Origin of the sequence: Pseudahrensia aquimaris, from assembly GCF_042676045.1 — a bacterium.
GTDB lineage: Bacteria > Pseudomonadota > Alphaproteobacteria > Rhizobiales > Rhizobiaceae > Pseudahrensia > Pseudahrensia aquimaris.
Map to the genome: position 1 here is coordinate 158,141 of NZ_JBHTJV010000003.1, position 24,901 is coordinate 183,041.

The 24,901-nt window shown below is 56.3% G+C and carries 21 protein-coding genes; 12 read left to right on the forward strand and 9 right to left on the reverse strand.

Features of this window, described 5'->3' with window-relative positions; translation table 11 throughout:
• Positions 1 to 23 precede the first annotated feature (23 nt).
• The 3 genes from ldtR to ACFQ14_RS04290 all read right to left on the reverse strand — a co-directional run bounded on the left by ldtR (position 24) and on the right by ACFQ14_RS04290 (position 2,187).
• A complete protein-coding gene (gene ldtR, locus ACFQ14_RS04280) occupies positions 24 to 536 on the reverse strand; it encodes a transcriptional regulator LdtR (RefSeq protein ID WP_377211465.1) in 513 nt (170 codons plus the stop codon).
• A gap of 167 nt (positions 537 to 703) precedes the next feature.
• On the reverse strand, positions 704 to 1,132 hold the full coding sequence (locus ACFQ14_RS04285) for a DUF6163 family protein (RefSeq protein WP_377211466.1): 429 nt from the start codon (positions 1,130 to 1,132) through the stop codon (positions 704 to 706).
• Complete coding sequence (locus ACFQ14_RS04290) at positions 1,129 to 2,187, reverse strand: enoyl-CoA hydratase/isomerase family protein (protein WP_377211467.1); 1,059 nt, start codon at positions 2,185 to 2,187, stop codon at positions 1,129 to 1,131. The genes ACFQ14_RS04285 and ACFQ14_RS04290 overlap by 4 nt, the downstream gene beginning before the upstream one ends.
• A 132-nt stretch (positions 2,188 to 2,319) precedes the next feature.
• On the opposite strand from ACFQ14_RS04290, the gene hemB reads away from it, so the two are divergent.
• From hemB to ACFQ14_RS04320, 6 genes are all read left to right on the forward strand, one after another.
• Entirely contained in the window at positions 2,320 to 3,336 is a 1,017-nt protein-coding gene (gene hemB / locus ACFQ14_RS04295) for a porphobilinogen synthase (protein WP_377211468.1), read from the forward strand.
• 66 nt (positions 3,337 to 3,402) lie between these two features.
• A complete protein-coding gene (locus ACFQ14_RS04300; protein WP_377211469.1) occupies positions 3,403 to 3,867 on the forward strand; it encodes an RDD family protein in 465 nt (154 codons plus the stop codon).
• Between the two features lie 34 nt (positions 3,868 to 3,901).
• The gene (locus tag ACFQ14_RS04305; protein WP_377211470.1) at positions 3,902 to 5,731 is read left to right on the forward strand and encodes an SLC13 family permease; all 1,830 of its coding nucleotides are present in this window, start codon (positions 3,902 to 3,904) and stop codon (positions 5,729 to 5,731) included.
• A 54-nt stretch (positions 5,732 to 5,785) separates the two neighbouring features.
• The gene (locus ACFQ14_RS04310) at positions 5,786 to 6,523 is read left to right on the forward strand and encodes an arginyltransferase (RefSeq protein ID WP_377211471.1); all 738 of its coding nucleotides are present in this window, start codon (positions 5,786 to 5,788) and stop codon (positions 6,521 to 6,523) included.
• Entirely contained in the window at positions 6,513 to 7,448 is a 936-nt protein-coding gene (locus tag ACFQ14_RS04315; protein ID WP_377211472.1) for a DMT family transporter, read from the forward strand. The genes ACFQ14_RS04310 and ACFQ14_RS04315 overlap by 11 nt, the downstream gene beginning before the upstream one ends.
• Positions 7,435 to 8,232 (forward strand): dimethylarginine dimethylaminohydrolase family protein, encoded by a 798-nt coding sequence (locus tag ACFQ14_RS04320; RefSeq protein WP_377211473.1) that lies wholly within the window; start codon positions 7,435 to 7,437, stop codon positions 8,230 to 8,232. Before ACFQ14_RS04315 ends, ACFQ14_RS04320 begins: the two co-directional genes overlap by 14 nt.
• On the opposite strand, the gene parC is transcribed toward ACFQ14_RS04320, so the two are convergent.
• Positions 8,229 to 10,493 (reverse strand): DNA topoisomerase IV subunit A, encoded by a 2,265-nt coding sequence (gene parC / locus ACFQ14_RS04325; protein WP_377211474.1) that lies wholly within the window; start codon positions 10,491 to 10,493, stop codon positions 8,229 to 8,231. The genes ACFQ14_RS04320 and parC overlap by 4 nt on opposite strands.
• A 175-nt stretch (positions 10,494 to 10,668) precedes the next feature.
• On the opposite strand from parC, the gene ACFQ14_RS04330 reads away from it, so the two are divergent.
• A complete protein-coding gene (locus ACFQ14_RS04330; protein WP_377211475.1) occupies positions 10,669 to 11,829 on the forward strand; it encodes a hypothetical protein in 1,161 nt (386 codons plus the stop codon).
• A 67-nt stretch (positions 11,830 to 11,896) separates the two neighbouring features.
• On the opposite strand, the gene ACFQ14_RS04335 is transcribed toward ACFQ14_RS04330, so the two are convergent.
• The 3 genes from ACFQ14_RS04335 to aspS form a co-directional block, all read right to left on the reverse strand.
• Positions 11,897 to 12,493, reverse strand: a complete 597-nt coding sequence (locus ACFQ14_RS04335) for a LysE family translocator (protein ID WP_377211476.1) — start codon at positions 12,491 to 12,493, stop codon at positions 11,897 to 11,899.
• Positions 12,494 to 12,518: 25 nt separating this feature from the next.
• Positions 12,519 to 13,844, reverse strand: a complete 1,326-nt coding sequence (locus ACFQ14_RS04340; protein ID WP_377211477.1) for an alpha/beta hydrolase family protein — start codon at positions 13,842 to 13,844, stop codon at positions 12,519 to 12,521.
• 97 nt (positions 13,845 to 13,941) lie between these two features.
• A complete protein-coding gene (gene aspS, locus ACFQ14_RS04345; protein ID WP_377211478.1) occupies positions 13,942 to 15,726 on the reverse strand; it encodes an aspartate--tRNA ligase in 1,785 nt (594 codons plus the stop codon).
• Between the two features lie 255 nt (positions 15,727 to 15,981).
• On the opposite strand from aspS, the gene ACFQ14_RS04350 reads away from it, so the two are divergent.
• The 4 genes from ACFQ14_RS04350 (at position 15,982) to ACFQ14_RS04365 (ending at position 22,090) form a co-directional block, all read left to right on the forward strand.
• A complete protein-coding gene (locus ACFQ14_RS04350) occupies positions 15,982 to 17,208 on the forward strand; it encodes an MFS transporter (protein ID WP_377211479.1) in 1,227 nt (408 codons plus the stop codon).
• Positions 17,209 to 17,261: 53 nt separating this feature from the next.
• Positions 17,262 to 18,407 (forward strand): ribonuclease D, encoded by a 1,146-nt coding sequence (gene rnd / locus ACFQ14_RS04355; protein WP_377212071.1) that lies wholly within the window; start codon positions 17,262 to 17,264, stop codon positions 18,405 to 18,407.
• A 97-nt stretch (positions 18,408 to 18,504) separates the two neighbouring features.
• Entirely contained in the window at positions 18,505 to 20,025 is a 1,521-nt protein-coding gene (locus ACFQ14_RS04360; protein ID WP_377211480.1) for a flavin-containing monooxygenase, read from the forward strand.
• Positions 20,018 to 22,090: a prolyl oligopeptidase family serine peptidase gene (locus tag ACFQ14_RS04365; protein WP_377211481.1), complete on the forward strand. Its 2,073-nt coding sequence runs from the start codon at positions 20,018 to 20,020 to the stop codon at positions 22,088 to 22,090. The genes ACFQ14_RS04360 and ACFQ14_RS04365 overlap by 8 nt, the downstream gene beginning before the upstream one ends.
• Before the next feature lie 2 nt (positions 22,091 to 22,092).
• Here ACFQ14_RS04365 and glpX read toward each other — a convergent pair whose 3' ends face one another.
• Entirely contained in the window at positions 22,093 to 23,079 is a 987-nt protein-coding gene (glpX, locus tag ACFQ14_RS04370; protein WP_377211482.1) for a class II fructose-bisphosphatase, read from the reverse strand.
• A 143-nt stretch (positions 23,080 to 23,222) separates the two neighbouring features.
• Between glpX and ACFQ14_RS04375 the strand changes: the two genes are divergently transcribed.
• Complete coding sequence (locus ACFQ14_RS04375; RefSeq protein ID WP_377211483.1) at positions 23,223 to 23,555, forward strand: hypothetical protein; 333 nt, start codon at positions 23,223 to 23,225, stop codon at positions 23,553 to 23,555.
• A gap of 7 nt (positions 23,556 to 23,562) precedes the next feature.
• On the opposite strand, the gene ACFQ14_RS04380 is transcribed toward ACFQ14_RS04375, so the two are convergent.
• Entirely contained in the window at positions 23,563 to 24,870 is a 1,308-nt protein-coding gene (locus ACFQ14_RS04380) for a homoserine dehydrogenase (protein ID WP_377212072.1), read from the reverse strand.
• Positions 24,871 to 24,901: the final 31 nt, after the last annotated feature.

The following is a 24,901-nucleotide window of genomic DNA, read 5'->3' on the forward strand; positions in this document are numbered from 1 at the left end:
GTGAGTGCTGCCGACGCGTTTGTTTACAGACGATACAGAATTTGGTCAGTCCAGAAACGCTCCAGACGGTGCAGCGAGCGGTTAAGCTGTGCAAAGCCTTCCACGTCGATTTCGCCAATCTGTTCCAGCGACTGCGTGTGGCGTTCGTAAAGTGCGTCCACGATAGCGGCCGTCTCTTTGCCTTTATCAGTCAGGCTCACGCGAACCGAACGACGATCCGTCCGCGAGCGCTGGTGGTGAATGTAGCCCATATCGACCAGTTTCTTCAGGTTGTAAGAAACATTGGAGCCGAGATAGTAGCCACGGGTGCGCAGTTCGCCTGCCGTCAGTTCCGCATCGCCCAGATTGTAGAGCAACAGCGCCTGAACAGCGTTGATGTCGTTACGGCCTTTGCGCTCAAATTCGTCCTTCACGACGTCAAGAAGACGGCGGTGCAGACGCTCAACGAGCGTTAGAGCTTCAAGGTAAGCCGGTTTGATTTCCGGATTTGGTGTGGTCATTGCTGGCGCATCGCCAGCCATGTTCATTGCGTTCATTGTGTGCCTCATTCCTGTTGCGGGCATGCTTATGGTTGCTTGCCTCGCCACAGAATTTAGCTGTTACGAATAAAGTTTGAGTCAAAGCACAGACTTAACGTGTCGTTACCGTCAATCTTAGAACTTATTGTTTTTATTGATTTTAATTTTACAGAAAGGATGCTGATTCAGTCTTCGTTGGTCACAAGTCGAAGCCCGAGTTCAAGTGCAAGGTAAACTGCGACGCTGATTGCGTGGAAATTCAGGAAGATTTCCGGCACCCCGATTTCGCGCCTAAACAACGCAAATGCGCCCACTTGGACGAGAATGGCCAAAATCCAGACCACGCGCCCCCAGGCAAGCGTTGTCCACAGCCCAACGGCAACCACCGGGAACATGACACATAGCATCGCATGATAAACACGCGACGGCACATTCATCGAGTCAAAGCGCACATCGCCGCCTGGCCAATAGCCGATCGTTTGCGCCCACATCCAAAGAGCTAGTGCGAGATAGGCTAGCGCAAGAAGGCGCAGCAATATAATGAGCGCAAGTGAGATGCGACGCTGGCCCTTTGCGTCGCTTGCGGCTCGAATTTGAAATTCCGAACGGATCACAGCGGCAATTCCTCATCACCTAGAGGCGCAAAGTACTGATCAATGGTTTTCGCATCAACCGCGTCGAGCGTTGGCGGCGTCCAGGTAGGGTTCGCATCCTTATCGATGATGGCGGCGCGGATGCCTTCATAGAAATCCTTCCCCGGCAGGATCCGCTTCAGGATACGGTATTCCATCTTCATACATTCGGTCATTGAGAGGTCTTTACCGGCTTTGATCTGACGAAAGGCGATCTCAAGACTGGTGGGGGATTTCTCAAGCAAGGTCTCCAGCGTCTTTTCCGCCCAGCGCCCGTGGCTTGATTCGTCATGCTGCATACTTTCCAGCCGCAGCAGTATTTCTTCGACCGAACCAGCGGAAAACGTGATGTCGATGAGCGAGCCCTTCCCCAACACGTCCAGCGGGATACTGGGATTGCCCAGCGCGCCAAGAACTTCATCGAGATCAGCCTGCTCGCAAAGGTCGGTTTCCAACTGATCGAGCATTGTTGTTCCACAGGCATGTGTGGCAAGGCCGGTGGCGACACAATCGCCCTGTTTTATGCGCTGGCCCGTCAGGCCAAGATACAGTCCCATATGACCGGGCAAGCGCGATAGCAGATATGAACCACCGACATCAGGGAAGAAACCGATACCCACTTCCGGCATAGCGAAAGAGATGCGGTCTCCTGCAATCACGTGGGAGCCATGGAACGACACACCAACGCCCCCACCCATCGCAATGCCGTTGATAAGCGCGATGTAGGGTTTGGGATAGGCCGCTATTCGTGCATTCAACACGTATTCACGGGCAAAGAAATCGAAATCATAGTCACCTGCCATGCCGCGGTCGTAGAGATGGCGGATATCGCCACCTGCAGAGAAAGCCTTGCCCGCAACTGCCTTGATGATGACGCGCTCGACCCCTTCGTCGTTCTCCCAGGCGGTCAGATGATCGTCGATACCGCGCAGCATCTGGTCGGTCACCGCATTGAGTGCGCCTTGGCGGTCCAATGTTATGACACCAGCGCGGCCGCGTTTCTCGAAATGAATGTCGCTCGGTGCGTCTGACGGCATGGGGGTTTGATACGGGGTTGGCTGGACGGGCGCACGCTATTGCCCTGCTCGCTTTCGGGCAAGCGGATACTTGTCCACCTAGCCTTACACATGCCATGACATTTGCGACAAGACACGCTGACAGTTGCCAATATGACCTTTTCTACAACCGACATGATCAACAACATCACCGGCAGCCGCCGTTTGCGCCGCAATCGTATGACGCCTTGGGCGCGCGCTATGGTCAGGGAAAACACTGTAACGCCGGATGACCTCATTCTGCCTCTCTTCATAATTGATGGCAAAAGCGAGGAAGAGGCCATTGAGGCCATGCCCGGCGTTTCGCGGCGCTCGGTCGATAAAGCGGTCGAGCTAACACGCCATGCAGCAAGTCTGGGCATTCCGGCAGTGGCCCCCTTCCCCAATGTAGATCTGGCGAAACGCGACCAGGCCGGCAGCGCGATCCTCGATCCAGACAATCTGATTTGTCGTTATGTAAAGGCTGTTAAAGACGCCGGCATTGATATCGGCATCATTACCGATTCCGCACTCGACCCCTTTACCGACCACGGCCATGACGGCGTTTTGCGTGATGGGGTGATTGTGAACGACGAGAGCGTCGAGCAGATCGTGAAAGCCTCCATCCTGCAGGCACAAGCGGGCGCGGACATCATCGCGCCTTCCGATATGATGGACGGGCGCATCGGTGCCATCCGTCAGGCGCTGGATGCAGAAGGTTTCTCCGACACCGCGATCATGTCTTACACCGCCAAATACGCGTCAGGTTTCTACGGACCTTACCGCGAGGCCATTGGCACCGACCAGACGCTGAAAGGCGACAAGGCCACATATTACATCGACCCAGCCAACTCAGAAGACGCCATGCGCGAGGCGGAAATGGACATTGCCGAAGGCGCAGATTCGCTGATGGTCAAACCGGGAATGCCCTATCTCGATATCATCTGGCGGATGAAGTCGACCTTCGGAATGCCCGTCTTTGCCTATCAGGTCTCCGGCGAGTATTCGATGATCGAAGCTGCTGCCGCGAACGGTTGGCTTGATGGCGAACGGGCGATGATGGAAAGCATCGTGGCCTTCAAACGCGCTGGCGCAGACGGTATTTTGAGCTACTTCGCCATACGGGTGGCGGAGAAGCTTCACTCTTCTTAACAAGCGTCATCGTTGAAATTCGCCGCCTGCGCTCCATATGGAGGTCAAGATCAGGAGGGCTGTTTCATGGCTAATGACACCATTATCGACAACGACACGGGCCAACGGGCCATTGATCCGGCCGCGCTGGACGGGGTGCGCACGGCTCGCGTTCTAGGCTTTTTCCTCGACTATCTCATTGTTGGCCTGCTGAGCATTCCGCCCGCTTTGATCCTCGCCGTTTTCAGCATCATCACCTTTGGCTTGGCGGTGCCGCTGTTTGCCTTTCTCTTACCCACTGTGGCACTGATCTACCTCGCGCTCACGCTGGGCGGCCCACAGCAATCGACCATCGGCATGCGCATGATGGGTGTAAAGCTTGTGCGCCTTGATGGCCGAAAGGTGGACCCTCTGCTGGCCTGTCTGCACGGTATTCTGTTCTGGGCGATTGGCACTGTGGCCTTCTTCCTGCCCCTGCTCATCACTTTCTTCTCGTCCAAGAAGCGCCTGCTGCATGACATTCTGCTTGGCACCTACGTTGCTCGCATCTAACGTAACGGCGGACCTTTCCGCCTAGAGCACGTTGATGGACAATCTGCATATGTGGCTGACCTTTGTGGTCATTGCCTGCACGATTATTGCGTTTGCCAGCGAGCGCTGGTCCATCGAAGGCATTTCGCTGGCCACGATTGCCGTATTGCTGGCCATCTTCACGCTCATTCCGCAGCCGACAGACCGCGAAACGATATCCGCACCGGAATTACTAATCGGTTTCGCCAATCCTGCACTCATTACAGTGTTGGCGCTTTTGGTAATTGGCCAAGCGTTGTTCAACACGGACGCGCTGGAGCGACCGGCGCAAATGCTGTCTCAGCTAGGCGGTAGTTCGGCAAAGCGCACTATCTTCGTGCTTCTCGTTTCTGCAGGCATCACCAGCGCGTTTTTGAACAACACGCCCGTGGTTGTGATGTTTATTCCCATCGTCGTTGCCATTGCAGCGCAGCGAAATTTCGCCGCCTCCAGCGCGCTCATGCCGTTGTCTTATGTGGGCATATTGGGCGGCATGACGACGTTGATCGGTTCTTCCACCAACCTGCTCGTGGCGGGTGTTGCAGAACGCTATGACATTGTGATCGGGTTTTTCGATTTCACCATTCCCGGCCTCGTGTTGGCAGGAGCGGGATTGCTCTACGTTCTCTTCGTCATGCCGCTGATCCTGCGTAAAGACGATGGAGCGGAAGCCAAGAGCGATACGAGCGGGCGTCAGTTTCTTGCACAAATTGATGTGTCCATCGGCCATGCGCTTGAAGGCGAGGCATCGGTGCACGGGCTGTTTCCCTCACTTTCGGAGATCACCGTTCGCTCGGTTTATCGCAACAGCGAGATGATCCTGCCGCCCTTTGAAGACGTGGTGTTGCAAGCGGGCGATATTGTTGTGGTTGCTGCCACCCGCCGCTCGTTGACGAAAGCACTCTCGCAGGGCGCAGCGAGCCTGCCAGAAATGCGCGAGGAGGAGATCGACCCCGCGCGCAGCACTGATATCATGCGCAGCATCCGCCAGGAATTCACCCTTGCGGAGGCTGTAGTTGCACCCGGTTCACGGTTTGCTGGGCGGACAATTGAAGCGTCTCGCATCCGCCGTACATTCGGCACGATGGTGCTGGGCGTGCAAAGACGCAGCGGTATGGCTCGCGGTCTGATGCGCCAAACGCGACTGGAACCGGGCGACACGCTTCTCGTAGGTGGACTGCCAGATGATCTTGAGAACCTGCGTTCAAGCCGCGAATTGCTGCTTCTTGAGCGCTCCATGTCCGAAATCCCACTGCGCGCGAAAGCGCCCCGCGCAATTGGCATTTTCGCCATGGTCATCATCGCCGCATCCATCGGCCTCGTTCCTATTGTAGCGGCGAGCCTGATTGGTGCTTACGCCGTGATTGCGTCTGGCTGCCTGTCCATCCGCCAAGCAGCCCGCAGTTTTGACAAACAAATTTTCATGATGGTCGGCGCGTCACTGGCCGCAGCCACAGCTATGGAACGGACAGGCGGCGCGGCCTATCTGGCTGATGGCGTGGTGAGCGCGATGGATGGGCAGTCGCCGGGCTTTATTTTGTCCGCACTATTCCTCGTCACCGCTTTGCTGACAAATGTGCTTTCTAACAACGCCACAGCCGTTCTGTTCACGCCCATAGCAATCGGGATCGCGCTTAAACTCGGCGTGCCGGTCGAACCGTTTATCGTGTGCATCATTTTCGCGGCAAATTGCTCATTCGCGACGCCTGTTGGGTATCAAACAAACCTGCTTGTGCTTGGACCGGGCAGATATCGCTTCATCGATTATGTTAAGGCAGGCTTGCCGCTTTTGTTCCTCTTGTGGATCGTTTTCACACTGTTTGCGCCCACCTATTACGGCCTTTAGCGACCGCAAAAACGGGGGTGGACTTGTGCGCATTGCTATAGGAAATTGGGGCACATGACGGTTCATCCTCAACTCTATCTGACGGCTCCTTCCCCCTGCCCCTATCTGGAAAACCAGATGGAACGGAAGGTATTCACGCACCTTGTAGGCGAACATGCACGCGCCCAACATGAAGAACTGTCTCAAGGCGGGTTCCGCCGCAGCCAAAACATCGCCTACCGCCCGGCTTGCGAGAAGTGCCGCGCTTGCGTGGCGACCCGCGTGCTGGCTGATCGTTTCGCGCCGACGCGCAATATGCGCCGCATCATGAAGCGCAATGAGGATCTGATCGGCAAACTGGTTCCGAACCTTCCGACATCCGAGCAATACTCTTTGTTCCGTCGCTACATCGATTCGCGCCATGGCGATGGCGGCATGGCAGGAATGAGCGTCATGGACTATTCGATGATGATCGAAGACAGCCATGTGGACACTCAGATCATCGAATACCGCAAGCGCGGCATCGACAGCGGTATTACGGGCGAAGGCACAGGGCCGTTGATTGCCGTGTCTCTGTTCGATCGGCTCAACAACGGGCTTTCGATGGTGTATTCGTTTTTTGAGCCACGCGAGGAAAAGCGCAGCCTTGGAACCTATCTCATCATCGACCACATCTACCGCGCGCGACGCGATGGATTGGCCTATTGCCACTTGGGCTATCTGGTCGAGGATTCGCCCAAAATGGCCTACAAGGCCCGTTTCTTGCCGCAGGAAAGACTGACGCCCGCAGGCTGGGTCGAAGTTGACGGCTGAGGCAGCCGCGCCCGGGCTTCAAAGTGACCCGGCCAAGGGGCTTACGCTCGGCTTTGTCGGCGGGCTGACGCTTTCATTCGACATTCCGCTTATCCGGCTCGCCCTTAGCGACCCTTTCACCGTCATGGCCGCGCGTGGCTTTGGTCTGGCGCTCGTGCTGTTTGCGATCTGGCACCTGTGGTGGAAAAAGTCTTCGCCCGACGCCGATCTTCTGTCTGACCGTGATTTCCTGACCGTCGGCACGTTGTCGGGGCTTAACAACATCTGTTTTACACTGGCCGTGTTCAACACATCCACCGCAAACGTTGTGTTCATTTTGGCCTTCAACGCCATGTTGGCGGCGCTGTTGAGTTGGTTCTGGATGCGCGAAAGGCTTGGCTGGCACACATGGATGGCGATTTTTGCCACCATCATTGGTGTCGCCATTATCGTTAGCGACAGCGTTTCGGCGGGAAACTGGAAGGGGGACGTGATGGCGTTGGCTTGTGCGGCGCTGCTGGCACTATCGCTCACACTTACCCGTAAGAGCGGCAAGGATCTATCGATGGCCCCCGGATTTGGCGGCATGGTGTCTGGCCTATTTGCGCTGCCTATGGTGATCGTCATGGCACCATTGCCGGAAGCACCAATCTGGCTGGCGCTTGATGCGCTCGTATTGGTGCCCATCGCAGGCATCACGCTGTGGATGGCGCCGCGCTTTATTCCGGCACCTCACGTTGCGCTGTTTTATCTGCTGGAAACCGTGCTTGCGCCGCTCTGGGTCTGGTTTGTTTTCACGGAAGTGCCATCAGGGCGGGCCTTTTTTGGCGGTGCAATTGTGATCGGCGCGCTGATCGTTCACACGACTGTCGAACTGCGTGCCGGACGGTTGCGCCGTTTCGCTGCCAATCCGCTCACGGGGACTGCCAACCATGCCCACAATTGATCCAACACGCTTTACCGACGCCATCCTGCGCCGCCCTGCCCGCTCCGCCGTTAACGGCCTGCGCGCTGTCGATATTGGTGCGCCAGACATTGACGCTATGATGGGCGAACACTTGGCTTACGAAGCCGCACTGGGAGAATTGGGTGTCCAAACGCACGTCTTGCCAGCTTTGGAAGATTTCCCTGACTCCGTCTATGTGGAAGACCCCGCACTGGTATTTGCCGAAGGCGCGATATTGCTGCGCCCCGGAGCGCCAAGCCGCTTTGGCGAAACCGCAGAAATAGCGCCTGTTTTACGCGAGCGGTTCGACACCGTCATCGCTTTGGACAAAGGCTTTTCGGACGGTGGCGATATTTTGCTTACCGCCGACAAGGTCATCATCGGCCTTTCGGCCCGCACAGACGAAGAGGGCGCGCTTGCTTTGGCGGGAGCGTTGAGCAAACTGGGCTATGACAGCGCCACGGTTTCGCCCCCAGAAGGCGTGCTGCACTTCAAAACGGCCTGCTCGCTGGTCGCGCCGGATACGGTGCTTGCCACGCGGCAATTGATCGAAGGCGGCGACTATTTTGGTGGCCTGCGGGTACTTCAGGTGCCGGATGGCGAGGAGCCTGCTGCCAATGCGCTGTGCGTCAACGGCACGGTGTTGCTTGCACAAGGTTTCCAGAACACGGCAAAGATGCTTCGTGATGAAGGCTTCGCTGTGCGCGAACTACCGCTCAATGAGACGATGAAACTCGACGCAGGCTTGTCCTGCATGTCGTTGCGCTGGAACCGTGTTGCCTAGCTGAACTTACCGCTCTTCGGGAAACCTTTCGGCACCATTCGGCCGGCTTGGGCGCGTTCACCGATGTATTCCTTCAGCTCGTCCAGACTGCGCGTGTGGGTTCGCTCCGCGCTGTCTGTCCAGGTCAATCCATCCACAGATGCGAAAACCTGAACATCCTTGATGCCACCGTCTTTGTATTTTTGCAGACGCACACCTTTACCGCGGCTCATTTCGGGTATCTGATCGAGTGGGAAAATCAGCATCTTGCGATTTTCACCCACCACAGCCACACGATCCAGAGCGGCATCAGCGTCGATGAGCGTGCAGATTGCGGCTTCAACAGGCATCTTCACGTTCAACACTTGCTTGCCCTTGCGGGTGTTGGCGATCACATCCGCTTCGTTGACGATGAAGCCATTGCCAAGTGTGGAGGCTAGCAAACGCTTGCGGCCGGGCTTGTGGACGAAACACGCAACTATGTCAGCGTCGTTTTCCATATCAACCATGATGCGGATCGGCTCGCCGTGGCCACGACCGCCAGGCAATTTGTCGACACCCAGCGTGTAAAACTTGCCCGATGTCGTAAACATCAATACGCGGTCGGTCGTCTCGGCGTGGAAAGCGGCCTTCAATCGGTCACCTTCTTTGAAGGCAAGCGTGGCAAAGTCCGCCAGATGACCCTTCATGCTACGTATCCAACCTTTTTCGGACACAACCACGGTAACCGGCTCTTTCTCGATCAGCGCCTCTTCCAGAGCGGCAAGATCAACTTCCACGGCGTCGGCAAAGTCTGTTCGGCGTGCGCCTAGTGGCGTGTCCTTAGCGAATTTTTTCTTTGTGTTGGAAACCTCCCAAGAGATGGTCTTCCATTGGCGCTCCTCGCTGGCGAGCAGGTCTTCAATGCCTGATTTTTCTTCGCTCAAATCGTCGAACTCCTTGCGGATTTCGATTTCTTCCAGCTTGTGCAAAGCCCGCAAACGCAGGTTGAGGATGGCGTCGGCCTGCACGTCAGTGATCTCAAAGCGCGCGATCAGCGCGGACTTCGGATGTTCGGCCTCGCGAATGATTTTAATGACTTCGTCGATGTTCAAATAAGCAATCAGATAGCCGCCTAGAACCTCCAAGCGGCGCTCGATCTGGCCCAAACGGTGACGCGAGCGGCGCAGAAGCACGTCTTTGCGGTGATCCAGCCATTCACGCAGGCAATCCCGCAAACTCAGCACTTTCGGCACTTTGCCGCCGGAAAGCACGTTCATGTTCATCGGGAAACGGGTTTCAAGATCGGTGAGCTTGAACATCTGCTCCATGAGCAGTTCAGGATCGACGGTGCGGCTCTTCGGCTCCAGCACAATGCGGATGTCTTCGGCGCTCTCGTCGCGGATATCGGCCAACTGCGGCAGTCTGCGGGCGATGAGCAGTTCGGCGATTTTCTCAATCAGGCGCGATTTCTGCACCTGATAGGGAATTTCCGTGATGACGATCTGCCACGTTCCGCGGCCTGCATCTTCTTTCTCCCACCGCGCCCGCAGGCGAAAACCGCCCTTACCTGTCTTGTAGGCTTCCAGAATGTTCTCACGCGGCTCAACGATCACACCGCCTGTGGGGAAATCCGGACCGGGCACGAATTCGACCAGTTTTTCGAAACCGGCATTGGGGAATTTAATCAGATGCAGCGCCGCGTCGCACAGTTCGGCCACGTTGTGCGGCGGGATGTTTGTTGCCATGCCAACAGCGATGCCGGACGAGCCGTTTGCCAGCAGGTTGGGAAACGCGCCGGGCAGAACGACAGGCTCTGTATCTTCTTCGTTATAGGTCGGGCGGAATTCGACGGCGTCCTCGTTGATGCCAGTCAGCAATTCGGTCGCTGCTTCCGTCATCCGCGCTTCGGTGTAGCGGTAGGCGGCAGCGTTGTCGCCGTCGATGTTGCCGAAATTGCCCTGCCCGTCGATCAGCGGATAGCGAACCGCAAATTCCTGCGCCAGCCGCACCAGCGCATCATAAACCGACTGATCGCCGTGGGGGTGATACTTACCGATCACGTCACCGACAATACGCGCGCACTTTTTGAACGCATCGTTGGGATCGAGTTTCAGCACCCGCATTGCATGAAGAATGCGCCGATGCACCGGCTTCAATCCATCGCGCACATCCGGCAGCGCGCGGCCCATAATGGTAGACAGCGCATAGGCCAGATAGCGCTCTTCAAGCGCTGATTTCAGATCAATCGGCTCAATCGAATTGTCGTCGCCTGAGCCGGGTGGTGTTGATTCGTTTCCCATGAATTTGGCGTAGCGCGTTCGTTCCAGACCAGCAAGATAGAGTGTTCAGCGTCGCGAGATGGAAACGCGCCACTGTGACACCTGTCACAGAACTGCGTCTTAGTATGGACTAACTTCTTGACCATCGATTTACTGAACATGATGCGCTGTGAGCGCCACCCGCAAAGGACACACTATGACGATGCCTCGCTTCTCCACCAAAGCCCTCGCACTTTCACTTGCCCTCAGCGTGAGCGGTCTTTCCTCGCAGGCATTCGCCTTCGACGCGACCAATTTGCTGGAACGCTATACAGCGCTGGCTGAAACCCAAGGGCAGAAATTTGCCTATGAAAGCGTTGATGCAAGCAGTGACGGATTCACTGTCAAAGGTGCCACGTGGACTTTTGAAGGCATGGCGCCGATCAAGTCCGAAACGCTTACATTCGACGGCGTAAGCGAAGCGTCTGACGGCTCGGTGAAAATTGATACGATCACCGTTGATAGTATTGTGTCGGGCGAAAATGAAGTTGTTGTCACCTTCGACAAGGCTGTGATGGAAGGGCTTCGCATTCCCAAAGAAGGCGAGACACGCTCGCTGGAACAGATGGCGTTTTATAACAGCTTTCTGGCGACTGGCGGACAAGTGACCAACCAAGGCAATGTCGTTGCCAAACTGGGTGATATGTCGATCACGCTTTCGGATTTCTCGCCCACCGCCCCGCTGACATTTGCCATGACGCTGGCGGATTCGATGATTGATGTCAGTATGGCACCCGATCCGCAGTTCAAGCAGACGCTTGAAGCGCTTGGTTATGGCACGAATTTCACTGTTTCCACCAACATGCAGGGCGTGTGGAATACGGAAACCGGCATTATCGACGTGAGCAAGCACGACTATTCGATCGCTGACGTGGGAACAATTTCCATGCCAATGAAAATTGGCGGTTACTCATCGGAAAACGTGTTGGCGATGCAAAAGAGTGTCGGCGCTGGCGGAAGCGACGAAGCAGCGATGCAGCAATTGAGCAACGTGACAATTCACAATCTTGCGATTTCGTTCAAAGACGATTCAGTCACCAAGCGCGCGTTGGAAATGGCATCGAAGCAGATGCAGCAGCCGCCAGAACAATTAGCCGCTGGCGCACCGCTGATGATTGGCATGGGCATGGCGCAATTGCAGATGCCGGAATTCACGCAGATGGTTCAGGCTGCGGTTGGAAAATTCCTGCAAAATCCAGGCACGCTGAGCGTCACCGCTGCGCCCGAGAAACCCACCCCTGTGATGGAGTTAGTCGGCGGTGCCGCCAATCCTAAGGGCTTAGTTGATATGTTGAACGTCAAGGTCACGGCCGAATAGGCCGCCTCAAAATACACTTGCGTTGAGAGGGGTGCGGCATTTGCCGTGCCCCTTTTTGCTCTCTGCATCAGCGATAAAAATTCGTCCACATGGCAAGGCCGACAACGGCCATCATGGCCAAAGCCATGGCGATGTTGATGACCCGTTGGGTCTTAGGCGCGAGATCAAGGCTGTTAAGGCTCACGCCGGCCGCGAGCCAGATGATGTGGATGGGTATCCAGACCGCATTGAGCAACACGAACTTGATGATGATTTCGGTCAACAGACTCTCCGGCCAAATGGGAAAGTTCGAAAACACAAAAGTGCCAACCGCGTAGGCTTTCGGATTGATAACCTGCAGCGCGATGGCACCCCAAAATCCCGGCGGCGTTGTTGCCTCGATAAAGGCGATCTTGGAGCCTGCGAATGCGATTTTAGCCGCGAGATAGCAAAGGTAAGCCGTCGAAAGCACCGTGAAGACCAGACGGAAGCTTTCGTTGGTTACAAACAATGCCGCTAGCCCAAGCGCCGCTGCCAGCATCACCATGTTTGAGCCTACGAACAGGCCGAAGCCATAGCGCCAGCCTGGCCCATAGCCAAACGCGGAGCCGACGCCCGCCAAAGATAGAACGCCTGGCCCTGGCGTGCCCAAGATGAGCAGCAGCGCGGATAGAAATGTCAGCATAAGTGCCCTACCCGCTTATTGTGGCTTATTGACCGGCCTTCAGCATCTCAAAGCGCAAGCCCTTGGCCGTGCGGTTCGGAAAGCCTTCCCAATGGGTGTGTTCAGGCTTCACAGTGCCATCCTTCTCTTTCGCCCACACGCTTTCATTGGCAACGGGGGTGAGGACTAGATAAGGGTCCATCTTCGCGTCGCCCTTGAGGTGTTTGCCCATCCAGGCGGTGGCGAAATGCTGGGTGATGTTGTTCATTCGGACGTTGTCCCAAACCGCATCCGTGTAGTGATCAGAGACGTTGAAGCCCAGTTTTTCATCAAAGCGATAGGCTTCCCTCGGCGCGGGCATGGGCGCGCCAGCGTTGTGATTGGCGTTTTCGAATGTCAGCAGCGAACGGTCTACATTAACAGTCTGCTCCCATATCGCGCGAATGCCATTCTCGTAGCCGGATACATCGTCTACGGAACCGGCAACAAACATCATGGGGATTTTCACGCCCTTGAGTGTTTCTGCATCCCAAAACTCCAACTGCCGCCCCCAAGGCGCGATGGAAATTGCTGTTTTGATGCGGGGATCGGGCAGCGCGTTATGTGTCTCAGAGCCGCCCTTGTGAACCGCCAATGTGCCGTGCGGTGCGCCCCAGGGATAGTCGATGGATTTCTGAGTCACGCCGCCGCCTGCCGTGATGACAGCGCCGTAGCCGCCCATGGAATAGCCGATGATACCAGCGTTAGACGCATCGACTTTGCCATTGAGGAATGAATTTGCGTCTTTCGACAAACGATCCATTTCGTTGAGCGTGAACAGCTGATCGAACGAGCGGTTCACGAGGGTAGAGCCAAATGCGGCCTGCGTGCGGTAGGTGGAATCCAGATGGTCAATGGAAGCGACTACGTAGCCTTTTGATGCCAGATTCTCGGCCAAGTGGGACAGCAAGAAACGGTTACCGGGGTAGCCGTGGGAAATGATGACGAGTGGATAGGTTCCATCAGCAGGTGCGGCATCGCGCACGGCCTTGCCCTGCAATTCCACTTCTGTGGTCGCGTCGCGCAGATAGGCTTTCAGCGCCGTATCTCCGCTCGCGCCCTGCGCTGCGGGGTACCAGACTTCCAGCGTCAGCGTGCGGTCATAGGTCGGAAGAGTTTCGGGCTTCGGGGCTTTCGGATCAATTTTGACGATGTCGATCTGTCCCGGATTGGTGATCGATATTTCGCGCACGCCTACGGCTAGATCGCCATAAGCCGCCAGTTCCGGCGCGTCCGGGCGTTGACCGTCGATGCGGTTTTCCGCCCATGAAGCGGGTGCAATCATCACGCTCATCACCAACGCCGCGCCCGTTTTCCTGAAAAATCCTGACATGTTCTCTCTCCCATTAAAGCTGAAGGCGTGAGCCTAGCAGCCCTTGAGGCAAAAGAAACAGGAGCGGGAAAGTTTTGAACGGCGCAATGCCGCAAACTCATTCCTTCGGCAGGTTTAGCTTCAGGTGCAGGTCTTTGAGCTGCTGTTTGTCCACATCGCCGGGTGCGCCCATGAGCAGGTCTTTGGCCTGCTGGTTCATGGGGAACATGGTGATTTCGCGCAGGTTTTTGGCGCCGCACAGCAGCATCACGATACGGTCCACGCCTGCGGCCATGCCGCCATGGGGTGGTGCGCCGTATTGGAAGGCGCGGTAGAGGCCGCCGAAGCGCTCTTCGACGGTTGCCTGATCCAGACCGGTCATTTCAAACGCTTTAACCATCACTTCCGGCAGATGGTTGCGGATGCCGCCTGAGGCAATCTCGAAACCGTTGCAGACCATGTCGTATTGCATCGCATCGATGGTCAGCGGGTCTTGGTTTTCCAGCGCTTCCAGCCCGCCTTTGGGCATGGAGAATGGGTTGTGGCCGAAATCCACCTTCTTGTTGTCTTCGTCCCATTCATAAAACGGGAAGTCGACAATCCAGCAGAATTCGAAAGCGTCTTCGTTGATCAGGCCCGCTTCTTCCGCAGCTTTCGTGCGGGCGGCACCTGCGAAGGATGCGAATTTGGCAGGGTCTCCAGCGGCGAAGAACACGGCATCGCCGAGTTCCAGACCAAGCTGTTCGCGCATGGCTTCTGTGCGCTCTGGACCGATGTTTTTAGCAATCGGTCCAGCAGCATCAAATTTACCCTCTAGCTCGCGCCAGAAAATATAGCCCATGCCTGGCTGGCCCTCGCCTTGCGCCCATGAATTCATTCGGTCGCAGTGTTTGCGCGAGCCTGCGCCTTTAACAGGGATCGCCCAGACTTCGTGTTTGGGATCGGCGTCCAGAATGCCCGCAAACACGCCAAAGCCGCCGCCGCGGAAATGATCGGATACGTCCTGCATCTCAATCGGGTTGCGCAGATCCGGTTTGTCGGAGCCGTATTTGCGGATGGCGTCTTTATAGGCGATGCGTGGCCAGTTTCTGGATACCTTTTTGCCATCAGCAAAGGCTTCAAAAACCTCCGTTATGACAGGTTCCATTGTGGTCAATACGTCTTCTTGCTCGACAAAGCTCATCTCCAGATCGAGCTGATAGAATTCGCCCGGGAGACGATCTGCGCGCGGGTCTTCATCACGGAAGCATGGTGCGATTTGGAAATAGCGGTCGAAACCGGACATCATGATTAGCTGCTTATATTGCTGTGGTGCCTGTGGGAGCGCGTAGAACTGGCCCGGATGGATGCGGCTCGGCACCAGAAAGTCTCTTGCGCCTTCGGGAGAGGATGCTGTGAGAATGGGCGTGGAGAACTCGAAGAAGGCAGCATCGTTCATACGCTTGCGCATATCGGCAATGATCGCCTGACGCTTCATGATGTTGTTGTGCAGCGTCTCGCGGCGCAGATCGAGAAAGCGGTATTTCAGGCGCACGTCTTCGGGGTATTCCTGCTCACCAAACACCGGCATGGGGAGTTCGGCAGCTTTCGACAGCACTTCGATTTCGCGGGCATACACTTCGATTTCGCCAGTCGGAAGATCCTTGTTCACGGTGTCTTCGCTGCGGGCCTTCACGTCACCATCAAGGCGAATAACCCACTCAGATCGCACGGCTTCAGCGGTAGCGAAATCCTTTGAGTCAGGATCAATCACAACCTGCGTGATGCCGTAGTGGTCGCGCAGGTCGATGAACAGCACCCCGCCGTGGTCGCGGACGCGGTGGACCCAGCCGGAAAGGCGCGTGGTGGTGCCGACATCGGATTTGCGAAGTTGCGCACAAGTATGGCTGCGGTAGCGGTGCATCGTGGATGGCCTTCGTGAAAAACGCGGCCATGAGAGGCCGGAAAAACGGGTGAAACTGGCGGCGCACGCAAAGACGAAAAAGGCCGCGAAACTCGATGCGCCTTTGGCCACGGGGGCACAGAATTGTCAAGGTTAGAGGGCTATAGCGCGGCCTCAAAGGCGGCTTTTGCGGGGTAGGTGTCGTAATCTTCATGGACAGGCGCAAAAATGAGGCGCAGGCTGGTGACACTTGATTTGCATCATTGCTGATTTCCCATGCTGGCGCTGCGCCCATTCATCCCCCTGCTTTTCGCTGCCGGCATCTTGCTGGCGGGCAACGGCCTGTTTTCCACTTTAATCGCCGTCAAAGGCGTTCAGGAGGGTATGAGTGCTGCCCAAATCGGCTGGATGGGCACCACCAACTTTGTGGGCTTCCTCCTCGGCTGCATTGTCGTGCCGCGTATTTTGCGATCTGTTGGGCATATTCGAACATTTGCAGCCCTTGCTGCTCTGGCCGCGTCAGCAACGCTTGTGATGGCGATGAAGGCCGATCCGTATAATTGGCTGGTTATGCGCGCTGTCACCGGCTTTTGCTTTTCCGGCCTGTTCACCACAATCGAAAGTTGGCTGAACACTGGCGTGCGCAACGAGGTGCGTGGCAAGATCTTGGCTGTGTACCGGATTGTCGATATTCTCGTGGTCTCTGGCGCACAGTTCATGCTGCCCATATTCGGCACTGAAGGCTTCACGTTGTTCGGCATCATGGCGATGATGATCTGCCTTTCGCTCGTTCCAGTGGCCATAGGCGACCGCTCAAACCCGAAGCCGCCCGAGATCTTCAAATTCGACATCAAGGCCATCTGGATTATATCGCCGCTGGCCTGCGCTGGTTGTGTTGCCATCGGGATGACGAACAGCGCTTTCCGCTTTGTTGGGCCGCTTTACGGCGAAGCGATTGGGCTGGACCTGACCGATATTGCCACTTTCATATCGCTCGGCGTGGTTGGCGGCGCGGTGTTGCAATATCCGCTTGGCACGTTGTCCGACAAATATGACCGGCGGTGGATATTGATTTTCGCAACTTTGGGCGCAGTCGCAGCCGGAATGTTCCTCTCCGTGGTTGCAGGCAAAAACGTGCTGCTGGTTTATGTCGGCATCTTCGCTTTCGGCGCGTTCTCGCTGCCGCTTTATTCGCTCTCAGCCGCGCACGCCAATGACCGTGCTGAGCAAGGCCAATATGTTCTGCTCGCGGCGGGGTTGATGTTTTTCTACGGTATTGGCGCCATCGTTGGCCCGCCGGTCTCGTCAATCATGCTTGGAGCTTTCGGGCCGGAATCGCTGTTTGTCTTCACCAGCGTCATTCACGGTACGCTTGTTGTCGCCACGCTGTTTCGGATGCGGGCGCGCGATGCTGTGCCCGATGCGCGGCGCGGGCGCTTCACTATGCTGGTGCGCACGTCACCATTTATGCAGAAACTCACCCGCAACCGCGACAAAGCGTAAGGCATCGGCTGTCTGGTTTTTCGCGCCACTACAGTATAAGAGCGCGCATGAAAATTGTTTCCACAACCGAAGATCTGGCCCAATTGTGCAGCGAAATGGCGCGGCACGATTACGTTACGGTCGACACCGAATTTCTGCGCGAAACGACCTTTTGGCCAATCCTATGCCTTATACAAGTCGCCACGCCTGACGATGAAGCGATCATCGACCCTATGGCCGAGGGCATCGACCTTGCACCTTTCTTCGATCTTATGGCCGACCCCGATGTGGTGAAGGTGTTTCACGCAGCACGGCAGGATGTGGAAATCGTCTACAATCTGGCTGGCCTTGTGCCGGAGCCGATTTTTGACACGCAGGTGGCAGCAATGGTTTGCGGCTATGGCGACTCAATCGCCTACAACATGCTGGTGTCGAAAATCTGCAACGCGCAGATCGACAAGTCTTCGCGGTTTACCGACTGGTCGCATCGCCCGCTTTCGGAGAAACAGCTGGATTACGCGCTGGCCGACGTCACCTTCCTGCGCGATGTGTATGAGCACCTCAAAGAACGATTGGAAAAACAGAAGCGCGAACACTGGGTCGCCGAGGAGATGAAGATCCTCACCAATCCAGAAACGTATGATCTGCCCGTCGAAAAGGCGTGGACGCGGCTGAAAATGCGGGTGCGCAAACCCATTGATTTAGCCGTTATGCAAAGCGTTGCACGCTGGCGCGAGGAGGAAGCGCGGGAGCGCAACATTCCGCGAGGACGTGTCATCAAAGATGATGCAATCTACGAAGTCGCGCAGCAGCATCCAAAAGACCAGAAAGCCTTGTCGCGTTTGCGCGCCCTGCCCCGCGGGTTTGAAAATTCACGCCATGCGGAAGGTCTGCTGGAGGCTATAGAGGCCGGGCTTTCGACACCGAAGGAAGACTTGCCAGTTGTGCCTCGTCCGTCGCGTTCGCCGGAAGGAACGGGCGCTGCAACAGAACTGCTGAAGACGCTGTTGAAAGTGATCGCAGAACAAAACCAAGTTGCGGGCAAAGTGATTGCCACCGCTGACGAGCTGGAAAAAATCGCAGCGAGCGACGATGCGGATGTGGCGGCGCTGAAAGGCTGGCGATACGAGCTTTTCGGCAAACATGCGCTCGACTTGAAGCGTGGCGATATTGCGCTGGGCTTTGAAGACCGCAAAATTCAGATCATCGAACTGGAATAGGCGCCTCCGTTGTTAAGGACGCGACCTTGTAAGCCCTTGCAAAACAACGCCTAGCGCGCTGTAAACCCGTTGAGAATTCAGCAGGGGCCCGAATGTTATGAAAATTGTAGATCGCAAGAAAGTTGCCATCATCGGCGCAGGCGTCAGCGGCCTTGCCGCCGCAAAGGCGTTTGCCGAAAAAGGCCACGAAATTCATGGTTTCGAGCGCGGCCCCGATTTTGGCGGCGTCTGGGAGGCGTCCGTCTCCTACCCCAATGTGCGCACGCAATCGGATAAAGATCTTTACGCATTCTCCGACATGCCCATGCCGGACGATTATCCGCAATGGCCGAGCGGCGCTCAAGTGCAGAAGTACCTCACCAATTATGCGCGAAAGCACGATGTTGCCCACGCGTTTTCGTTCAACACCAAGGTTTTGTCAGTCGATCAGGGTGATGACGGCTGGACAGTTGAGGTTGAACACCCGCCCAAGGGAAAGGCCAAGCCCAAGCGCGAAACGCTGAAATTTGATTTTGTTGCTGTGTGCGTTGGGCAGTATTCTAATCCGAAACGCCTCAATGCTCCCGGCGAGTCTGATTTCACCAAAGCCGGTGGCCAGATCATTCATTCCAGCCAATATGTTGATGACGCCTTGGCGGCTGGCAAAAATGTTGTGGTCGTTGGGGCATCAAAATCCGGCACCGACGTGGCCGTGAACGCTTGGAAGGCTGGCGCGAAGCAGGTCACATTGGTTTACCGCCGCGATGTCTGGCGTATGCCCTACAAGGTTTTGGGTCTTCTCAACTTTAAGCATCTGGTTTTCATGCGGTTGCAAGAACATTTCTCGAAACCATGGGGAAAGTCTGGATTTGGCAAAGTCGTCGGAAAACTGACCAAGCCTCTCGCCTGGGCGAATTATCGCGGCCTGGAAATGGTGTTGAGGGCGCAATTGGGACTGAAGAAATTCGACATGCTGCCAACAGAGGGCATCGAAAATCAGGTCGCCTGCGCGTTTCCGATTGTCACACCCGACTTTTTTACGGGCATCGAGATCGGCAAAATTAAACCCGTTCGCACGGAAGTTGCTCGCTACAACGAAGGCTCGGTAACGCTGAAAAACGGCGAAACTGTCGAGGCCGACCTAGTTGTCGAAGCGATCGGTTGGGAACGGGATGTGCCGTTCCTTTCGCCCTCTGTCAAAGCGAAACTGGTGGGGCCACAGGGCGACTACCGATTGTTTCGCCATGCGGTGAACCCTGACCTGCCCGGCTTGGGCTTCGTGGGCTTCAACTCGTCTTTCGCCACGATGCTGACGTCCGAAATGGTCGCTCATTGGCTGGTGCGGTTTGCCGATGATCAGTTGGCGAAGCAGCCGGATGCCGCAACCATGAAGGCAGAAATTGCGGCGCTGGAAAAATGGCGTCACGAGGAACGCACGGCTTCGCTGCCTGACAAAGGCTTGTGTGTTGCGCCGTTCCATTTCCTGCATTTTGACGAGTTGCTTGCTGATATGGGCGCCCGTAAGCGCAAGAGCCTGAACCCGCTGGTGGAATATCTCTCCTACCCGCGCCTGCGCAACATCCGCGCTTATCTGGAAAGCACGCCTGCCTATTCTGCCGAGCGCCGCGCCGATGCGTGAGCGCTTTCTGCCCGATCTGGAGAGCCCAGACGAGGATCCCCATCTGTGGCTGGAAGAGATAGACGGCGAAAAGGCCATCGCTTGGGTAGAAGATCAAAACGCCACCACGCGCACGGCGCTGGAAGGCGATGCGTTTGCAGCCGACCGTGATGCATTGGCCGCAATTTTCGAGCGCGAAGACCGTCTGCCAATGATCACGCGGCACCAAGGCTTAATCTACAATTTCTGGCAGGATGCAAACAATGTGCGCGGCCTTTGGCGCCGGACAACGCTGGAGAGTTTCAGTTCGGACAAGCCCGATTGGGAGCCGGTGCTGGACCTCGACGAGTTGGCACAAAACGAAGGGCAAGATTGGGTTTGGAACGGCCCAACGCGGGGTTCCGAGAGCCAATCAACAATCCTGATTGCTTTGTCCCCCGGTGGCGGCGACGCCGTTGTGATGCGCGAGTTTGATCTGAGAACCAATACATTCGTCGCGGATGGTTTTGTGCTCGACGCCGGTAAGCATTGGGTGAGCTGGTTTGACGTGGACACGCTGCTGGTCAGCTCGCCGCAAGGCGAAAACATGGCATCGGCTTCAGGCTATGGCCGCACGGTGCGAAGATGGCCGCGCGGCAAGGCTTTCTCTGACTCACAGGTGATTTTCGACGTTCCAACGGACCATATGGCGGGAACTGTGGCGGTGGACCGAAGCGCAGGTTCGCCGCGATTGATCCTGGTCGATCTGATAGACTTTCAACGTCGCGCTTATACGTTTGTAGATGAGAGCGAAGTGCGCACCGCGCTAGACCTTCCGCTCAAATGTGATTTCGACGTGCATGATGACACTGCTTTGGTGTCTCTGGACGAGACTTGGGTAACTGGTGGCAAGACGTTTCCAGCCGGTGCGCTGATCTCCTGCCCTCTTGCCGCACTTTTGGCAGGAGCGCCAGATTGGGACACAGTTTTCGAGCCGAAGGCACGCTTGGCCCTGCAATATTATTTCTGGAACGGTGACGCCTTGGTTTTGTCGATGTTGGACGACCTCAAGCCGCGGATTGACGTTCTGACCAGATGCGACGCGCAATGGGATGCACAATCGCTGAAAGGTCTGCCTGAAGTGGGCACGGCATCTGTGGGACGGCTAGACGCGACAAGCGATGCGCCAGGCACCGAATTGCTGCTGCAAGCTGCCTCCCCGCTCGATGCGCCGTATTTGGATTTGATCGCGCCGAGCAAGAAGCCTGAGCGCCTAAAATCTTCATCGGCAGCCTTTGATACAACAGGCCTCGTATGCACACGTCACGAAGCCACATCGGACGACGGCACCCACGTTCCCTATTTCCAAATTGGGCCTGCGCAGAGCGACGGTAATGCGCCTGTGCATATGTATGGCTATGGCGGATTTCAGGTTTCCGAACTTCCCAATTACCGAAGCCAGATCGGCAAGCTCTGGCTTGAGAAAGGCGGAACAGCTGTAGTCGCCTGCATTCGCGGTGGTGGCGAGTTTGGGCCGGATTGGCACCAAGCGGGCGTGCGCGAGAAAAAGCGACTGGCGCATGATGATTTCGCGGCGGTTGCCCGTGATCTGGTCGAGCGCGGTGTGACTGTTTCCAAGCGCATCGCGGCTGAAGGCGGGTCAAACGGCGGTATTCTGATCACCAACATGTTGACGCGCTATCCTGATCGTTTTGGAGCGCTTTTTTGCACAATTCCACTCATCGACATGCGACGCTATTCAAAGCTGCTGGCCGGTGCCAGTTGGGTTGCGGAATACGGTGATCCGGACGTGGCCGAGGATTGGGCGTTTCTGAAAGACATCAGCGCGTATCACACAGTCTCGCAATCACAGGATATGCCGCCCATCATGATTGCCACCACGCGGCGCGACGACCGGGTTCACCCCGGTCATGCCCGTAAGATGGCGGCGAAACTGATCGAGATGGGCCAAGAAGCGCGTTATTTGGAATTGGATGCTGGCGGGCATTCATATGGCAAGGACGCCAAGGAACGCGCGGCTTTCATCACTTTGGGTATGCACTTTCTGCGGCGCTCAATCGGATGGAAGCCGGAGAGTGAAGGTTAGACTTAGAGAAATTTTTCCTTTACCGCGTGGCGCGCTTTGATCCAGCGGATAGTGCCTGTGGAAGAACGCATGCACACAGTATCGGTTTCAATATAGGTGCGGCCAAACTTGACGCCCTTGAGCATGTTGCCATCTGTTACGCCGGTGGCGGCGAACAGAACATCTCCCTGCGCCATTTCTTCCATCGTATAAGCTTTTTCAGGCTCGTTGACTCCCATACGTGCGGCGCGGGCAATCTTTTCATCGGTATCCAAAATCAAACGACCCTGCATCTGTCCGCCCATGCAACGCAAAGCTGCGGCAGCCAACACACCCTCCGGCGCACCGCCAATGCCCATGTAGAGATCGATTCCCGTCTCATCTGGCTCGGTCGTGTGAATGATTCCGGCCACATCCCCATCGCCAATAAGACGCACGGCAGCGCCGCAGCCACGAATTTCTTCGATCAGTTGGGCGTGGCGCGGGCGGTCCATCACGCAGGTGGAAATTTCCGCAACGGGAACGCCTTTGGCTTTGGCGATCGCGTTTAGATTGTCTGTGACCGAAGCATCAATGTCGATTGTGCCAGCGGGATATCCCGGGCCGATGGCAATCTTGTTCATGTAAACATCGGGCGCGTAAAGCAGTTTGCCACGCTCTGCGATAGCGATGACGGCCAATGAATTGGGCTGATTCTTGGCGCATATCGTAGTGCCTTCGAGCGGATCAAGCGCGATATCAACCTCTGGTCCGCCGCGGCCTACTTCCTCGCCGATATAAAGCATTGGAGCCTCATCGCGTTCGCCTTCGCCAATCACGATGCGGCCGGAGATGGGCAAGTTGTTCAGCTCGGATCGCATTGCATCCACCGCTACCTGATCTGCTTTTTTCTCGTCCCCCTTTCCGCGTTCGCGTGCTGCAGCCACGGCTGCCGCTTCTACAACGCGCGCCATTTCCATCGTCAACATACGGTCAAGATGGCCAGATTCGGGTTTTGAGGGCGTGGACATGGGAAGTTTCCGTAGCTGACTGGTTTCAGTGCGGTTTTGGTTGAAGCGACTGAAAAAGGCAACGTGCCACAGCCCTCCTCCCCCGTCTATTTAGCACGCAAATGTGAGGCCCGGTGATCGCCACGTTCTGTTAGGCTCAATCCATGAATAGACTTGCTGCCTTGCTTCTGCTTCTAGCTTCTCCCGCCTATGCGCAGGAAGAACCTCGGTTTGTGGGCGAATGGGAAGACGGCACGATGAGCAGCATCCAGATCGTTTCGCGCACGATTCCCTTCATCGTGCGTTATTGTCATCAGATGGAATGCGACAATTACGAACCAGACGGGGACGCAAACCGCATGATTTTTCGCTTCGATGAAGGCGAAAATTTCCCCGGGGCGGTTTTGGACCTTGCCCTGGAAGGTAAGGTCTATCGCGGCTTCTACAAGATCAACGGCGCGGCGCGGGACTACAAAATCACGATGGGGCCGGGTTGAACGAAAGCTAGGAAAGCTTCTCAATCCGAATCATCTGCGCTTCACCCACCAAGCGACCATCGCCCTTGATGGCCGTTAGGGCGTCACGGATTTCCTGTTCGCTGCATTCGTGGGTGATGAGGATAATTGGCGCTTGCCCGTCTTCCCCTCTTGCCCGGCGCTGAACGATGGATTCCAGTGAAATGTCCTGCTCCGCCATTCGTGTGGCGATGGAGGCCATTGTACCCGGTTTGTCGACCACCTGAAGGCGCAAGAAATAGCCGCCTTCGTGGGCCTGCATGGCAGCTTGCGTATGCGGCAACAGGGTTGCGGCGGGTTGACCCAAGGCTGGGCCGTGCTGGTAACCGGGCCGTGATTTGGCAATATCGCAAATGTCGCCAGCCACGGCAGAAGCAGTCGCTTCTCCGCCTGCACCGGGGCCAGACATCATCAGTGAGCCAACCATATCAGCCTCGATGGTGACTGCATTGGTGACGCCACCGATTTCAGCAATGGCGGAGCCGAGTGGAACCATGGCCGGATGAACGCGGCTTTCCACTCCGCTGTCAGTGCGTGTCGCGACGCCCAGTAGTTTAATGCGATAGCCCAGCTCTTTGGCGGCAGCTATATCCTCAGTGGTTATTGCTGTGATGCCTTCCAGATAGATCGCGTCGGGCGCGATTTTGGTGCCGAAAGCGAGACTGGTGAGGATGGCAAGTTTGTGGGCGGTGTCGTTGCCTTCAATGTCAAAAGTCGGGTCCGCTTCTGCATATCCAAGTCGCTGAGCGTCGGCGAGGCATTCCTCAAACGACATGCCTTCCGCTTCCATACGGGTAAGAATGTAATTGCACGTGCCATTCAAAATGCCGAATACGCGGCTTACGCAGTTAGCCGTCAGGCTTTCGCGCATCACTTTAATGATGGGAATGCCACCGGCAACTGCGGCTTCGTAGTTGAGCAGCACTCCGTTGCTTTCTGCAATCTCGGCGAGTTCTACGCCGTGCTTGGCAAGCAGCGCCTTGTTGGCTGTTACAACGTGTTTGCCTGCCGCCAGAGCGGCTTTGACGGATGAATAGGCGGGATCGTCCTCGCCTCCCATCAACTCCACGTAGACGTCAATATCATCACTGGTCGCCAATGAGATTGGATCATCGATCCATGAATAGGGCGATAAATCAAAGCCACGGTCACGGCCTCGGTCGCGTGCGTTGATTGCTGTGACGAGCAATTCGCGCCCGCAACGGTCTGCGAGCATTTCCGCCTGTGAGTTAAGCCCCTTGATTAGCGAAGCGCCCACGGTTCCAAGACCTGCAATTCCCAAGCGCAAGGGTGGCATGTTGGTTGGCTGCGGTTCAGTTGTCATGAGG

Bases quoted from the DNA above. Each gene is read 5' to 3' on its own strand.
- ldtR (WP_377211465.1), bottom strand. From the start codon at position 536: ATGAACGCAATGAACATGGCTGGCGATGCGCCAGCAATGACCACACCA.
- ACFQ14_RS04290 (WP_377211467.1), bottom strand. From the start codon at position 2,187: ATGCCGTCAGACGCACCGAGCGACATTCATTTCGAGAAACGCGGCCGC.
- hemB (WP_377211468.1), top strand. From the start codon at position 2,320: ATGACCTTTTCTACAACCGACATGATCAACAACATCACCGGCAGCCGC.
- ACFQ14_RS04300 (WP_377211469.1), top strand. From the start codon at position 3,403: ATGGCTAATGACACCATTATCGACAACGACACGGGCCAACGGGCCATT.
- ACFQ14_RS04305 (WP_377211470.1), top strand. From the start codon at position 3,902: ATGGACAATCTGCATATGTGGCTGACCTTTGTGGTCATTGCCTGCACG.
- ACFQ14_RS04310 (WP_377211471.1), top strand. From the start codon at position 5,786: ATGACGGTTCATCCTCAACTCTATCTGACGGCTCCTTCCCCCTGCCCC.
- ACFQ14_RS04320 (WP_377211473.1), top strand. From the start codon at position 7,435: ATGCCCACAATTGATCCAACACGCTTTACCGACGCCATCCTGCGCCGC.
- parC (WP_377211474.1), bottom strand. From the start codon at position 10,493: ATGGGAAACGAATCAACACCACCCGGCTCAGGCGACGACAATTCGATT.
- ACFQ14_RS04330 (WP_377211475.1), top strand. From the start codon at position 10,669: ATGACGATGCCTCGCTTCTCCACCAAAGCCCTCGCACTTTCACTTGCC.
- ACFQ14_RS04335 (WP_377211476.1), bottom strand. From the start codon at position 12,493: ATGCTGACATTTCTATCCGCGCTGCTGCTCATCTTGGGCACGCCAGGG.
- ACFQ14_RS04340 (WP_377211477.1), bottom strand. From the start codon at position 13,844: ATGTCAGGATTTTTCAGGAAAACGGGCGCGGCGTTGGTGATGAGCGTG.
- aspS (WP_377211478.1), bottom strand. From the start codon at position 15,726: ATGCACCGCTACCGCAGCCATACTTGTGCGCAACTTCGCAAATCCGAT.
- ACFQ14_RS04350 (WP_377211479.1), top strand. From the start codon at position 15,982: ATGCTGGCGCTGCGCCCATTCATCCCCCTGCTTTTCGCTGCCGGCATC.
- ACFQ14_RS04360 (WP_377211480.1), top strand. From the start codon at position 18,505: ATGAAAATTGTAGATCGCAAGAAAGTTGCCATCATCGGCGCAGGCGTC.
- ACFQ14_RS04365 (WP_377211481.1), top strand. From the start codon at position 20,018: ATGCGTGAGCGCTTTCTGCCCGATCTGGAGAGCCCAGACGAGGATCCC.
- glpX (WP_377211482.1), bottom strand. From the start codon at position 23,079: ATGTCCACGCCCTCAAAACCCGAATCTGGCCATCTTGACCGTATGTTG.
- ACFQ14_RS04375 (WP_377211483.1), top strand. From the start codon at position 23,223: ATGAATAGACTTGCTGCCTTGCTTCTGCTTCTAGCTTCTCCCGCCTAT.
- ACFQ14_RS04380 (WP_377212072.1), bottom strand. From the start codon at position 24,870: ATGCCACCCTTGCGCTTGGGAATTGCAGGTCTTGGAACCGTGGGCGCT.